Source organism: Stenotrophomonas sp. YJH_SMC_6 (genome assembly GCF_059371335.1).
This window is the reverse complement of record NZ_JCAFUM010000009.1, coordinates 17,169-30,140: the sequence shown is the minus strand read 5'-3', so window position 1 is coordinate 30,140 and position 12,972 is coordinate 17,169. Positions and strand designations below refer to the sequence as shown.

The 12,972-nt window shown below is 65.2% G+C and carries 13 protein-coding genes and 1 pseudogene; 10 read left to right on the top strand and 4 right to left on the bottom strand.

Annotated features, from left to right (window positions below; all coding sequences use genetic code 11):
* The first annotated feature begins 49 nt into the window (after nt 1-49).
* Nucleotides 50-1,204, top strand: a complete 1,155-nt coding sequence (locus AC5P9N_RS11605) for a hypothetical protein (protein WP_099485281.1) — start codon at nt 50-52, stop codon at nt 1,202-1,204.
* Here AC5P9N_RS11605 and AC5P9N_RS11600 read toward each other — a convergent pair whose 3' ends face one another.
* A complete protein-coding gene (locus AC5P9N_RS11600; RefSeq protein WP_060380859.1) occupies nt 1,205-1,642 on the bottom strand; it encodes an acyl-CoA thioesterase in 438 nt (145 codons plus the stop codon).
* Between the two features lie 129 nt (nt 1,643-1,771).
* Here AC5P9N_RS11600 and rimK point away from each other — a divergent pair, with 129 nt between their 5' ends.
* The 6 genes and pseudogenes from rimK to AC5P9N_RS11570 all read left to right on the top strand — a co-directional run.
* The gene (gene rimK / locus AC5P9N_RS11595) at nt 1,772-2,650 is read left to right on the top strand and encodes a 30S ribosomal protein S6--L-glutamate ligase (RefSeq protein WP_005410807.1); all 879 of its coding nucleotides are present in this window, start codon (nt 1,772-1,774) and stop codon (nt 2,648-2,650) included.
* 246 nt (nt 2,651-2,896) lie between these two features.
* Nucleotides 2,897-3,373, top strand: a complete 477-nt coding sequence (locus AC5P9N_RS11590; RefSeq protein ID WP_005410806.1) for a hypothetical protein — start codon at nt 2,897-2,899, stop codon at nt 3,371-3,373.
* Nucleotides 3,374-3,462: 89 nt separating this feature from the next.
* Nucleotides 3,463-3,933 carry a hypothetical protein gene (locus AC5P9N_RS11585; RefSeq protein WP_005410805.1) on the top strand — a complete coding sequence of 157 codons (471 nt, stop codon included), beginning with the start codon at nt 3,463-3,465 and terminating at the stop codon, nt 3,931-3,933.
* Nucleotides 3,934-3,941: 8 nt separating this feature from the next.
* Nucleotides 3,942-4,619, top strand: a complete 678-nt coding sequence (locus AC5P9N_RS11580) for a response regulator transcription factor (RefSeq protein WP_005410804.1) — start codon at nt 3,942-3,944, stop codon at nt 4,617-4,619.
* Nucleotides 4,582-5,949 (top strand): sensor histidine kinase, encoded by a 1,368-nt coding sequence (locus AC5P9N_RS11575; protein ID WP_043034309.1) that lies wholly within the window; start codon nt 4,582-4,584, stop codon nt 5,947-5,949. The genes AC5P9N_RS11580 and AC5P9N_RS11575 overlap by 38 nt, the downstream gene beginning before the upstream one ends.
* Before the next feature lie 496 nt (nt 5,950-6,445).
* A pseudogene (locus AC5P9N_RS11570) lies at nt 6,446-6,757 on the top strand (hypothetical protein); the annotation flags it as partial.
* 64 nt (nt 6,758-6,821) lie between these two features.
* On the opposite strand, the gene coaE reads toward AC5P9N_RS11570, so the two are convergent.
* The 3 genes from coaE to AC5P9N_RS11555 are packed head-to-tail and all read right to left on the bottom strand — an operon-like array spanning nt 6,822 to nt 9,575.
* Nucleotides 6,822-7,433 carry a dephospho-CoA kinase gene (coaE, locus tag AC5P9N_RS11565; RefSeq protein WP_049452340.1) on the bottom strand — a complete coding sequence of 204 codons (612 nt, stop codon included), beginning with the start codon at nt 7,431-7,433 and terminating at the stop codon, nt 6,822-6,824.
* An 11-nt stretch (nt 7,434-7,444) separates the two neighbouring features.
* Nucleotides 7,445-8,308, bottom strand: coding sequence for a prepilin peptidase (locus AC5P9N_RS11560; RefSeq protein ID WP_005410800.1), 864 nt, complete (start codon nt 8,306-8,308; stop codon nt 7,445-7,447).
* A 7-nt stretch (nt 8,309-8,315) separates the two neighbouring features.
* Nucleotides 8,316-9,575, bottom strand: coding sequence for a type II secretion system F family protein (locus AC5P9N_RS11555; protein WP_099474767.1), 1,260 nt, complete (start codon nt 9,573-9,575; stop codon nt 8,316-8,318).
* A gap of 352 nt (nt 9,576-9,927) precedes the next feature.
* On the opposite strand from AC5P9N_RS11555, the gene AC5P9N_RS11550 reads away from it, so the two are divergent.
* The 3 genes from AC5P9N_RS11550 (at nt 9,928) to pilB (ending at nt 12,881) form a co-directional block, all read left to right on the top strand.
* Nucleotides 9,928-10,365, top strand: coding sequence for a pilin (locus AC5P9N_RS11550; protein WP_043035129.1), 438 nt, complete (start codon nt 9,928-9,930; stop codon nt 10,363-10,365).
* Nucleotides 10,366-10,517: 152 nt separating this feature from the next.
* On the top strand, nt 10,518-10,925 hold the full coding sequence (locus AC5P9N_RS11545; protein ID WP_099485280.1) for a pilin: 408 nt from the start codon (nt 10,518-10,520) through the stop codon (nt 10,923-10,925).
* Between the two features lie 222 nt (nt 10,926-11,147).
* Nucleotides 11,148-12,881 carry a type IV-A pilus assembly ATPase PilB gene (gene pilB / locus AC5P9N_RS11540; protein WP_005414305.1) on the top strand — a complete coding sequence of 578 codons (1,734 nt, stop codon included), beginning with the start codon at nt 11,148-11,150 and terminating at the stop codon, nt 12,879-12,881.
* The last annotated feature ends 91 nt before the right edge of the window (nt 12,882-12,972 follow it).

The following is a 12,972-nucleotide window of genomic DNA, read 5'->3' as shown; positions in this document are numbered from 1 at the left end:
ATCGGCATTGAAGACGTCGACGGTTCGCTGGGGCGCCTCTCTCATCCGCATGTCCCTTGATCGAACCGCCCTGCGGCGCTACACCCAGTGGTTGCCGTTCCTGGCCCTGGTCGCCGTCTGTGTGGCCTGGTGGTCGCCTTTGGGAGTGATTGCCGGCCTTGCCGTGTGCCTTGCGTTGGGGGGCGCGCTGCAGCGAATCGATCTGGTCGGCAATGCCGTGGGCGGTTCACGACTGCGCTCGCGATCGATGAAGCCCTTTGCCGAACGGCCGCCCGCACATGATGTGCTGTTGGATTGGGGCGAGCTGGGCATGGGCGGACCGGCGTACAGCACGCAGATGCTGCGCGATGGCGCCATCGTCGAAGGCGTATCCACTGGAGGCAGTCGTGATGCCAGTGGTGAATGGCAGGACCTGCCGGGAGGCGCGCTGCGCCTGGCCAGCGGGTATGTTGATCGATGCGAAGCAGTGATCGTCTACGACGAGCGCCAAAAGACGGTGCAGGTGCTTGCGGCTGATCCCGGCCAGTTCCGGCAGCAGCTGGGCGAGCGCCTGCAGATCGATGGGGAGGCGGGGGCGGCGTCGTGGCTGCGCAGCCAGTCCGGCGGCGTGACCCAGCTGCATTCCTGCCGAGGCCTATGGTTGGAGCACGGACATCCGGCGCTGGCCGCCGGATTGCCGCGGGAGCTGAGGCACGTCCTGCCTGATGCCCGGGTGCTGCGCGCGGTCCCGCTGCTTCCCGATGATCTGCGCGTGACTGCGCATCCGGCCCTGTTCGCGTGCATCTGCCCGTATGCCCTTTACCTTGACGAGACCTCCAGTGGTCGCCATGCCTGTGATCTGGAGACCGTGATCGCGAGCCCGTCGGGACGCTGCCTGGTGGTGGCCGGCAGTGTGCTTGATGAGAACCTGCGACCCATCGAGGGCGTGTGGCTTGTCTGCTGGCAGGGTCGTTGGCAAGCCTTTGCCCGTCATGCGATGGGGGGCTTCGGCAAGGCCCGGAGCATGGCCTGGATCAATGTGATCGATGCTGACGATGACGGCACACTGCAGTGCGAAGCCTATGAGGAACGCTGGGAGTCCGATGCCGTCCATCGAAACCCCACGCGCCACACAGCCTTGGAGCTGCCTGTGGAATGGCGTGAAACCGGGTTGGCGCTGCGCGCCCGTGATGGGCGCTTCAGGCTGCGCCTTCCCTCGCGCTGATCAGGCCTCGGCGGCGCGCGCGCTCGTTTCCCGCAGCGACTGTGCATATTCCTCGGTGAACAGCCCCGACAACGCCTGGCGCTGCTCCGCATCGATCTCGCGCGAGGCGTTGGCCGTGTAGTCGAAATGAACCATCACGCAGCGCCCGCTGGCTACCAGGGCCTCGAACTGGAACGCCTGTTGCACGATCGACAGCGAGGAGCGGCCAATGCTCTCGATCCGGGTCTCGATGCGCACTTCGTGTCCCGCCTGTATCTGCTGCAGGAAGTCGATCTCGTAGCGGCGCAGGATCAGTGCCAGGTCGCGCATGCTGGCCTCGTGGCTGAAATGCCGGAAGATCTCCTGGCGGCCTTCCTCGAACCAGACGGGCAGGGCGGTGTTGGTGACGTGGCCGAGTACATCCACTTCGGAGAAGCGCGGGAATACGGTGATCGACATCGGGTTTCCTTGCGGTCTGGCCTGCCCCCGCAGTGTGCCGCCTGCGCCTGAGCAAGCCACGCCGCAGGGCATCATCCACCCGCCACACGCCCGCGCTATGCTGCGCGCCTGCCGCCCGATCCTGCCGCGATGAAGCTCGCCATCCTGTCCCGCAACAGTTCCCTGTATTCCACCCGCCGGCTGGTCGAGGCGGCGCGCGCGCGCGGCCACACCGTGCGCATCCTCGATCCGCTGCGCTGCTACATGCGCATTGCCGCCGATGGCTTTTCGATGCATTACAAGGGCCGGCCGATGACCGGCGTGGACATGGTCATCCCGCGCATCGGTGCCTCGATCACCCGCTATGGCACGGCCGTGCTGCGCCAGTTCGAACTGATGGGTGCACGCACCCCGAATCCGTCCGACGCGATCCTGCGTTCGCGCGACAAGCTGCGCGCACACCAGCTGCTGGCGGCCAAGGGCATCGACATGCCGGTAACTGTGTTCGGCGACAACCCCGACGACACCGTCGACCTGTTGTCCATGCTGGGCCCACCGCCGCATGTGGTGAAGCTCAATGAGGGTACCCAGGGGCGCGGCGTGATCCTTACCGAGAAGGCCAGCGCCTCGCGCGGCATTGTCGAGGCCCTGCGCGGGTTGTACGCCAATTTCCTGATGCAGGAATTCATCGGCGAGGCCAAGGGCGCCGATCTGCGCTGCTTCGTGGTCGGTGACCAGGTGGTTGCCTCGATGCAGCGGCAGGCGCCGGAAGGTGACTTCCGCTCCAACCTGCATGCCGGGGGTACGGCGGTGGCGGCCAAGGCCAGCCGTGCCGAGCAGCAGGTGGCGGTGCGGTCGGCCAAGGCGCTGGGACTGTCGGTGTGCGGGGTGGACCTGATCCGCTCCGCGCGCGGCCCGCTGGTGCTGGAGGTCAATTCAACGCCGGGGCTGGAAGGGATCGAGGCCGCCTGCGGGGTGGACGTGGCCACGCGCATCATCGAGCACGTCGAGAAGCTTAAAAAACCCTGATTATTCAGCGGCTTGAGATTCTCACGGGCGGATGAGGCCGGCTTTAACAAGCCTTTAATCGGCCCACGCGTAGGCTTCAGCGAACCGCAGCTCTGCCTCTCAGCAGGATCGGTATCGGGATACAACTTCAGACCCAGGCGGGGGCACCGCCTGGGTCTTTTTTATGCCTGCCCGCTGTCCCTTGTGGGGGTGGCGTGACGGCCGTAGAGTGGCCCCCATCGTTCCTGGATGGATCGGAGGCTGGCGATGTACCGCATCACGATGATCGCGTTGTTGCTGGGCCTGGCCGGATCTGCTGCGGCCAAGCCGGAGAAATCCGTTGTGCAGATGGACCGGCAGTCGCCGGTGGCCGAGCAGGTGCGCCAGGTCGAAAAAGCCCTGGATGATGGCGATTACAGCGAGATTTCCGCTGATGACCGCAGCACCGTGCGCGAAGCGCTGGCCCGGATCACCGCGCGGATGGGCGGCCACCAGAGCGTGCAGGAACTGCCGCCGCAGGTGCAGGGGGAGGTCTTCAACGACCAGGAGCGGATCAATACCCTGCTCACCCGCGCCCACGAGGACAGCCGGCAGATCTGCCAGCACACGCGCAGCACCGGCAGCAACATGCCCAAAAGCCGCTGCCTGACGGTGGCCGAGCGCCGCCGGATCGAGGAAAAGGGCAAGGCGCTGTTGAACGACCAGCGCACCTTCAACAACTTCAACCCTGCCAGCTCGCGGTAGGGCTTCCGCTGCCCCGACCATTGGCACTTGCTGGCGTGAAGGGGGTGCGAATAGAGTCGGGATTCGCCACAGACAAGGATTTGTTTGCCATGAAACAGGCTTTGATGTCGGCCGTCCTGTTGTCAGGACTCGCCCTGGTCAGTACCGCATCGGCATCCAGGGGCAAGGACGTGTTCGTGCCCGGCCAGCCGCTGCAGCAGCAGATCGCGCGTATCGAGGTGGAGCTCAAGGACGGCGAAACCTATTCGGAACTCAAGCAGGACGAGCGCACCCGCGTCAACGACGCCCTGGCACGCATGCGCGCAGCGGTGGAGCAGTACCCGGCACGCGATTCCATGCCTGAACCGGTGCAAACCCAGGTCTTCAACGATCAGCAGGTCGTGAACACGGTTTTGACACAGGCGCGTGAAGATAGTCGTCTAATATGCCAACGTGAAAAGCCCATCGGTTCCAACCGGACCACGACGCAGTGCATGACCGTTGCCGAGCGCGCTCGGCAGAAGGAACGGGCACAGCAGGACATGAGGCAGGTCATGCGCGCCGGCAGTACAGTCAATTAGAGGTGACAGTGAGAATCCTGGTAATCGAAGACAACAGCGACATTGCGGCCAACCTGGGCGACTATCTGGAGGACCGGGGGCATACGGTGGACTTCGCGGCTGACGGGGTCACCGGCCTGCATCTGGCCGTGGTGCACGAGTTCGACGCGATCGTGCTGGATCTCAACCTGCCAGGCATGGACGGCATCGAAGTCTGCCGCAAACTGCGCAATGAAGCGCGCAAGCAGACCCCGGTGCTGATGCTGACGGCCCGCGATTCGCTGGACAACAAGCTGGCCGGCTTCGATTCCGGTGCCGATGACTACCTGATCAAGCCGTTCGCGCTGCAGGAAGTGGAAGTGCGTCTGAACGCCCTGTCGCGCCGCGGCAAGGGCGTGCAGACCCGCGTGCTGGAAACCGGCGACCTGGAATACAACCTGGATACGCTGGAAGTGCGCCGCCAGGGCAAGCTGCTGCAGCTCAACCCGACCGCGCTGAAGATCCTGCAGGCGCTGATGGAAGCGGCACCGGCGGTGGTGACCCGCCAGGAGCTGGAAACCCGCGTGTGGGGCGAGGAACTGCCCGATTCGGATTCGCTGCGCGTGCATATCCATGGCCTGCGTGCGGTGGTCGACAAGCCGTTTGAAGTGCCGCTGATCCAGACCCGCCATGGCATCGGATACCGCATCGCCACCCCGGAAGCCTGATTCCGTGGCAGCCAAGGGGGAGCGCCGGCGCACGCCATACCGGCGGCGCCTGCGCAGCCGCATCATCGTCTCGTTCGTGTTGTTGGGCTTCTGCCTGACGACACTGTTCGCGTTCGCCACCAACTGGGCCCGCCTGCGCGTGGAAAACCAGCTGGTGGAAGAGCTGATGAACCGCAACATCGACGAGTACGCGCGGCGCTACTACGAACACCCGGGCCACAACCCGGACGCGCCGGTGCTGCAGATCCGTGCGTATGCCTATTCCAAGGACAAGTTCGACCGGGTGCGCGAAGAACGCGCGCAGTGGGCGGGCTTCTCCGATGGCATCCACAGCGTCAGCGGCGACGAACACGGCGAACCCTATTCCTACAAGCTGGCCGTGCGGAAGACGCCCGACGCCTGGTTCTTCCTCGCCTATGACATGACCGACAGCGTGCGCGGCGGCAAGCAGCTCAACCGCGCGCTGGTGTTGTCGGTGCTGGTGTTCAGCGTGCTGTCGCTGGTGCTGGGCTGGTGGTCGGCGTCGAAGGTGATGAAGCCGGTGTCGGACCTGGCCGCGCGGCTGCGTGCGTACCGCGGCGGTACCAGTGAGCCCGAGCCCTTGGCGCCGCGCTTTCCCGATGACGAGGTGGGGCAGCTGGCCCAGGCGCTGGACGACTACTCCTCGCGGCTGACCGAAGTGGTGCAGCGCGATCGCGAGTTCAATGCAGACGTCAGCCATGAACTGCGCACGCCGCTGGCAGTGATCCGCGGTGCCACCGAGCTGCTGCTGACCCGGCCCGGCCTGGACGAGAAGGTGCTGCAGCGCCTGCAGCGTATCCAGCGTGCCGAGCAGCAGTGCAGCGACCTGATCGGCGCACTGCTGCTGCTGTCGCGCAACGAGCGCGGGCAGGGCACCAGCAACGTGGCCCGCGTGGCCGAGCAGCTGCTGGATGCGCACCGCGCGCAGCTGGGTGGCAAGCCGCTGGAGCTGCTGCTGGAAGGCGAGCGCAACCTGGTGATCGATGCACCCGAGGCGGCGCTGTCGGTGGCGTTGGGCAACCTGATCGGCAACGCGGTGAAGTACTCGCAGGATGGCGAAGTACGCGTCTTCGTGGGCGCCAATTCGGTGTCGGTGACCGACAGCGGCCCGGGCCTGAGCGAGGAAGATGCGGCCAAGCTGTTCCAGCGTGGCTACCGCGGCACGCACGCTGGTCATTCGCAGGGAGGCGGCATCGGCCTGTCGATCGTCAGCCGTCTGTGCGACCTGTACGGCTGGCAGGTGAGCGTGCGCCCCGGTGGCGAGCGTGGCGTGATCGCCACCCTGACGTTCTCGCCGAAGCCGTTGTAAGCACCCCTGCTTGGGTGGGTGCCGACCTTGGTCGGCACGGACCCTGCCGACCTTGCATCACGCCCTGTGTCGCTTGTGACACTGAATCCCCCGCACGCGAACATCGCATCACAGGCCCGACACGACACCACCGTGATCGCTGCCGCGCCCCGCGCGTGTTCCAACGCACGCATTGGCAAGCCCGCGCCGCACTTGGGAATTTCCTTACAGATCGCCGTGCGCGGTGATGGCCTGATGACCTGGCCGGGGCAGGTGCCTTGGCCGGGATTGGCGTCCTGAAAAAAACCAACAAATCAAAAGCTCCGGATGTGCTCTAGCTCATCATGGAAAATGCATCGTCTGCCCTCGCTTTGGCGGACGGTGCGTGGGGATTCGCCAGAATCCGCTGGAGTCTATTTTTCCTTCGCTTTTGAGTTGTTGGGTCTCCGGTACGCCAACCCGCACCGTCCGCCACCTTGCATCTGCAGGTGGCCTGCTGTCTGCGAGGAGCTTCACCATGTCCGCCCGCCCGCTGTTCCCCCAGTTGCACGCCCTGATCGGCGATGCCGCCCACCTGCTGCCTGCCGACGTCGCCGAGCGGGCCGAAGTTCTGCTGGATGACCCCAGGGACCTGCTGCCCGCCCTTCTGGCGCGCATGGATGGCCGCGACGCTGCCGACGGCCAGCGGCTGGATGTGCAGGGGGCCAGCCCGGCGCAGGCCGCCACGATGGCTGGTCTCAGCCGCACGCTTGCCGGCCTGAATACCCTGATCCAGCTGCTGCACGCTGCCGAAATCGCGCGGGAGCAGGGTGGCGCCCGCCAGCAGCTGGAGTAGATCCACGCCACGCATGGATGCGCTTTGGTAGTGCCGGCCGCTGGCCGGCAACCAGGCCTCAAGCCCCGGCCAAGCCCAGATACCGCGCATGCAGCTGTTCCACCTGCACCTGCAGGTCCTCCGGCTGCCCATCATTGACCACTACGTCATCGGCCAGTGCCAAGCGCTGCGCACGGCTGGCCTGCGCAGCAATCATCCGGTCGGCCAGCGCAGCATCAATGCCATCGCGCTGCATCAGGCGGGCGTGCTGCACGGCTTCCGGAGCATCCACCAGCAGCACCCGGTCCAGCCAAGGGTAGGCCTTCCGCCCGCCCACCTCGGTCAGCAGCGGAATGGCCGCAATCGCATAGGGGCTCTCAGCCTGCTCGCACTGCTGTTGCATCAGCAGGCGGATGGCCGGGTGGGTGATGGCTTCCAGCGCTGTCCGCTCGGCCGGATCGGCAAAGACGTGGGCGCGCAGGCGGGCCCGGTCCAGGTTGCCGTCGGCCAGCAGCATGTCGGCGCCGAAACGCTCGGCAATGCGGGCCAGCGCCGGGCTGTCGGCAGCCACCACGGCCCGGGCGGCCAGGTCGGCGTCGGCCACCACGATGCCCAGCGCTTCGAAGCGCCGGGTCACTTCACTCTTGCCCGAGGCGATGCCACCGGTCAGGCCAACCACATAGCGGCTCATGGGGACTCCCCTCAGCGCAGCCCGCTCATCACCATGTACTGCTCCACCAGCGGCGCGCCCCACATGAAGTACAACCAGCCGGCAATGGCCAGGTAAGGGCCGAACGGAATCGGCGTGGCGCGGTCACGGCCCCGGCTGTACAGCCAGATCGAGCCGATGATGGCGCCCAGCACCGACGACAGCAGGATGATCGGCAGAATGCCCTTCAGCCCGCACCAGGCGCCCAGCGCTGCCAGCAGCTTGAAATCGCCGTGGCCCATGCCCTCCTTGCCGGTCAGCTGCTTGAACAGCCACCAGACCGTCCACAGCGACAGATAGCCCACCGCCGCGCCCACCAGGGCGGGCTTGGCCGGCATGTACAGGTTGTCGATGCTGCCTATCAGCCCCAGCCACATCAGCGGCAGGGTGAGCTGGTCGGGCAGCAGCTGGGTGCGCAGATCGATGCCGGACAGCGCGATCAGGAAGCAGGTCAGCACGATGGCGCCGAAACCCTGCCAGCCGAAGCCGAACTGCCAGACGCAGGCCACCACCAGCAGTGAGGTCAGCGCCTCCACCAGCGGGTACTGCAGCGAGATCGGTGCCTTGCAGTGGCGGCACTTGCCGCCCTGGATGATCCAGCTGAACAGCGGGATGTTCTCGTACCAGCTCAGCTTGTGCTTGCAGTGCGGGCAGTGCGACGGCTCGACCACGATCCCCGGTGGGGGCGGTTCATAGAAGTCCGGTTCCTCCAGGACTTCGCGCGCATCGCGCTTCCACTGCCATTCCAGCCGCTTGGGCAGGCGCAGGATGACGACGTTCAGGAAACTGCCCAGCAGCAGTCCGAAGGCGGCCGCGGCGGGGTAGCCGAGGCCAGGATGCTGGTCGAGAAAAGCCATGTATGTGTTATCCGACGACGGCGCCGAGTTTGAAGATGGGAAGGTACATGGCAATCACCATGCCGCCCACAATGGTACCAATGAACACCATGATCATCGGTTCCAGCAGGCTGCTCAGGGCATCCACCGAATTGTTGACCTCCTGCTCATAGTACTCGGCCACCTTGAACAGCATGGCGTCCAGCGCACCAGCCTCTTCGCCGATGCCGGTCATCTGGATGACCATGTGCGGGAACAGGTTGGTCTGTTTCATCGACATGTTCACCGGGTAACCCACCGAGACGTCGTCGCGCATGCGCAGCACCGCCTCTTCGTACACGGTGTTGCCGGTAGCACCGGCCACGATGCCCAGCGCCTCCACCAGCGGTACGCCGGCCTTGAAGGTCACCGCGGTGGTGCGCGAGAAGCGGGCGATGGCGCTGTTGTGCATGATCTGCCCGATCACCGGCACCTTCAGCACGAGCCGGTCCATCGCATGCTGCATCTTCGGCGAGCGCTTGTAGGACATGACCAAGGCGACCGCCGTACCGATCGCGACCAGCAGCATCAGCCACCACCACGACACCATGAATCTCGAAAGGTTCACCACCATCTGGGTGAAGGCGGGCAGCTCGGCACCAAAGCTCTTGAACACGTCCTCGAACTGCGGCACCACGAACACCAGCATGATGCCGCTGACCAGCATGGCCACCACCACCACCATGATCGGGTAGAACAGCGCTTTCTTGATCTTGCCCTTCAGCGCTTCGATGTTCTCCTTGTAGGTGGCCACCGTGTCCAGCACGGTTTCCAGAACGCCGGCACCTTCGCCGGCCCGCACCAGGTTGCGGTACAGCTCGTCGAACTGCACCGGGTGCTTGCTGATCGCCTCGTACATCGAGGAGCCGCCCTCGATGTCGGTGCGGATGGTGTCGACCAGCTTCTTCATCCGCGGGTTCTTGTGCCCGCTGGCGATGATGTCCAGCGCCGACACGATCGGCACGCCGGATTTCATCATCGTGGCCATCTGCCGGCTGAAGAAGGCGATGTCCTTGGGCTTGACCGGGCTGCCGGCGGCGCCGAACAGCGGCTTCGGCTTGGGCTTGACCTGGCCCGGGTTGATGCCCTGGCGGCGCAGCTCGGCGCGCAGCAGGTTGGCGTTCTTGGCCAGCTGCTCGCCCTTCATCTTCACGCCCCGCTTGTCGGTCCCCTCCCAGACAAACGGCTGCAGCTCCATGGTGGCGCGCGCCACCGGCTCTTTCTTGATCGCACTGCGACTGACAGACATGTTGGCTCCCCAAGACCCGCCATCCCCAGGCGGGTAACTAGCCATCGATGGTAGCGGGTTCAAGGGCGGATGGGCAGTTGGCAGGCGGCCCAGCGTGCGATTTCGTGCCGGGTGCCGACCAAAGGTGACGTACTGCGTCACATTGCCGCGTCCATCGCAGATTCGGAAGCGGGGGGTTCCCATCCGCGAAATTGCTGCCATCATGGGCGCGGGGAAATCCAGGGGGAGGCGTGCCGGGGTTGGCACGCAACCTGCGTTGATCCACCCGCAGGGCGCGGGGCCCGCTCAACCGGCGTTGTCCGGTCCGATCCCGTGCACTGAACTCAACCACCACTATCTTGGGGATGTACCAATGAAGAACCAGAAGGGCTTCACCCTTATCGAACTGATGATCGTCGTCGCGATCATCGCCATCCTGGCCGCCATCGCACTGCCCGCCTACCAGGACTACACCTCGAAGTCGAAGGTCACCGCTGCGCTGGCCGACCTGGCCTCGCACAAGACCCAGTTCGAAATGGAAGTCAGCAACGGTAAGACTCCGACGCTGGAATCTGCCGGCTTCCAGAGCAAGGAAACCGGTAGCTGCTCGGAAATCACCGTGGCTAAGACCGGCATGAAGTGCACCATCCGTGATCCGGGTCGTATTGGCACCAGCTCCAGCATCTCGCTGGACTATGCCGAAGCAACCGTCGACGCTACCTCGGGCGCGATCACCAAGGCTGGCGGTTTCAGCTGCACCACGGTGTCGGTCGATAAGAAGTTCCGTCCGGCTGGCTGCACTGGTACCTAATACTCTTGACCTGACAGGCATGGGAGTTTGCTGCTCCTGTAGCTGTCATCAGAGTTGACACAAGGCCCGCTTCGGCGGGCCTTGTGCTAACTGGAGTACGAATCCCGGTCGGCACGCAGCAATGGGGATTGCTGGACAACACAGGGGGAATCATGAACACGCAGAAGGGCTTTACGCTCATCGAGCTGATGATCGTGGTGGCCATCATCGGCATTCTGGCGGCCATCGCGACGGTGGCGTTCCAGCCTTACATCATCCGTACTCAGCTGACGGCCGCGCTGGCCGACATCAGCCCGGGCAAGATGCTGGTTGAAACGGTCGTCTATGAAAACCGCTCGGCCAGCCTGGTCACCCCCGAGTTCATCGGCGGCGCCCAGAACGCCCACTGCTCGAACGTCGAAGCCGAACTCAGCGACTCCGGTGTCGGCCACATCAGCTGCACGTTGAAGGGCCACAGCGCGCTGGAAGGCAAGGACCTGATCCTGCGCCGCTCGGCCGAGGGCATCTGGAGCTGCGATGGCAGCGCGTTCGAAGCGCGCTATCGCCCGACCGGCTGCTGATCACACTTCAGCGCTCCGATGGGATGCTGGCTGCCCCTTGACGGGGCTATCATCCCCGGGGGAGTCAGGATCGTGCCTGCCGGGCCGGGAGTGCCGGGCAAGGCAGTGTTGCTCATGGATTGGCGATGCCGATGGCCGTTGGGTCGCGGCGGGTTCTGCTGCCCCGTGCGGTGTCCGTGCAAGACGCACGGCATGGCATGACCCCATGAGCCAAGGATTCATATGAACGCTGTCACCACCGCCAATCTTGTCGGCATCACCGGCCTGGCCCGTCGCCTGGTGCAGGACGGGGCCCTGGACGAGGCCACCGCCCGCGACGCCATGGCCAAGGCCGCCGCCGCGCGCCAGCCACTGCCGACCTGGTTCGCGCAGAACAAGCTGGTCAATGCCTCGCAGTTGGCCGCCGCCAACGCGGTCGAGTTCGGCATGCCGCTGTTCGACGTGTCCACCTTCGACGCCAGCCAGAACGCGATGAGCCTGGTCAGCGAGGAGCTGCTGCGCAAGCACAACGTGCTGCCGCTGTTCAAGCGCGGTGGCAAGCTGTTCGTCGGCACCAGCAACCCGACCCACTCGCTGGACGAGATCAAGTTCCATACCAACCTGGTGGTCGAGCCGATCCTGGTCGACGAAGACCAGATCCGGCGCACGCTGGAACAGTGGCACGCCAGCCATGACACCCTCGGCGATGCCCTGGGTGGCGATGACGATGGCATGGGCAACCTGGACGTGGCGGCCGGCGACGAGGATCTCGGCGCCACCGGCGGCGATTCCGGCATCGATGCCAAGGGTGACGACACCCCGGTGGTGAAGTTCGTCAACAAGGTGCTGGTCGATGCGATCCGCAAGGGCGCATCGGACATCCACTTCGAGCCCTACGAAGACGATTACCGCGTGCGCCTGCGCATCGACGGCCTGCTGAAGATGGTCGCGCGCGCACCGGTGAAGCTGAACCAGCGCATCGCCGCGCGCCTGAAGGTGATGGCACAGCTGGACATCGCCGAGAAGCGCGTCCCGCAGGACGGCCGCATCAAGCTCAACCTGTCCAAGACCAAGCAGATCGACTTCCGCGTCAGCACGCTGCCGACCCTGTTCGGCGAGAAGGTGGTGCTGCGTATCCTCGATGGCAGCGCGGCCAAGCTGGGCATCGACAAGCTGGGTTACGAGCCGGACCAGCAGAAGCTGTTCCTGGATGCCATCCACAAGCCGTACGGCATGGTGCTGGTGACCGGCCCGACCGGTTCGGGCAAGACGGTGTCGCTGTATACCGCGCTGGGCATCCTCAACGACGAGACGCGCAACATCTCCACCGCCGAAGACCCGGTGGAAATCCGCCTGCCCGGCGTCAACCAGGTGCAGCAGAACAACAAGCGCGGCATGACCTTCGCCGCGGCGCTGCGCTCGTTCCTGCGACAGGACCCGGACATCATCATGGTCGGCGAAATCCGCGACCTGGAAACGGCGGAGATCGCGATCAAGGCCGCGCAGACCGGCCACATGGTGCTGTCCACGCTGCACACCAACGATGCGCCGCAGACCATCGCGCGCCTGATGAACATGGGCATCGCGCCGTACAACATCACCAGCTCGGTGACACTGGTGATCGCCCAGCGCCTGGCGCGCCGCCTGTGCGGCAACTGCAAGCGCCCGTCCAGCCTGCCCGAACATGCGCTGCTGGCCGAAGGCTTCACCCAGGCGCAGCTGGATGCGGGCATCGAGCTGTACGAGGCCGTGGGCTGCGATGAATGCACCGAGGGCTACAAGGGCCGGACCGGCGTCTACCAGGTCATGCCGATGACCGATGAGATCGCCACCATCGTGCTGGCCGGTGGCAATGCGCTGCAGATTGCCGAGGCGGCGCAGCAGATCGGCGTGAATGACCTGCGCCAGTCGGCGTTGAAGAAGGCCGCGGCGGGCATCACCAGCCTGGCCGAGATCAACCGCGTCACCAAGGATTGATGTAGATCCGCGCCATGCGTGGATGACGCGATGCATGGGGTTGCCGGCCAGCGGCCGGCACTACCAGGTCGGTGGTACGCGCCGGGTCAGA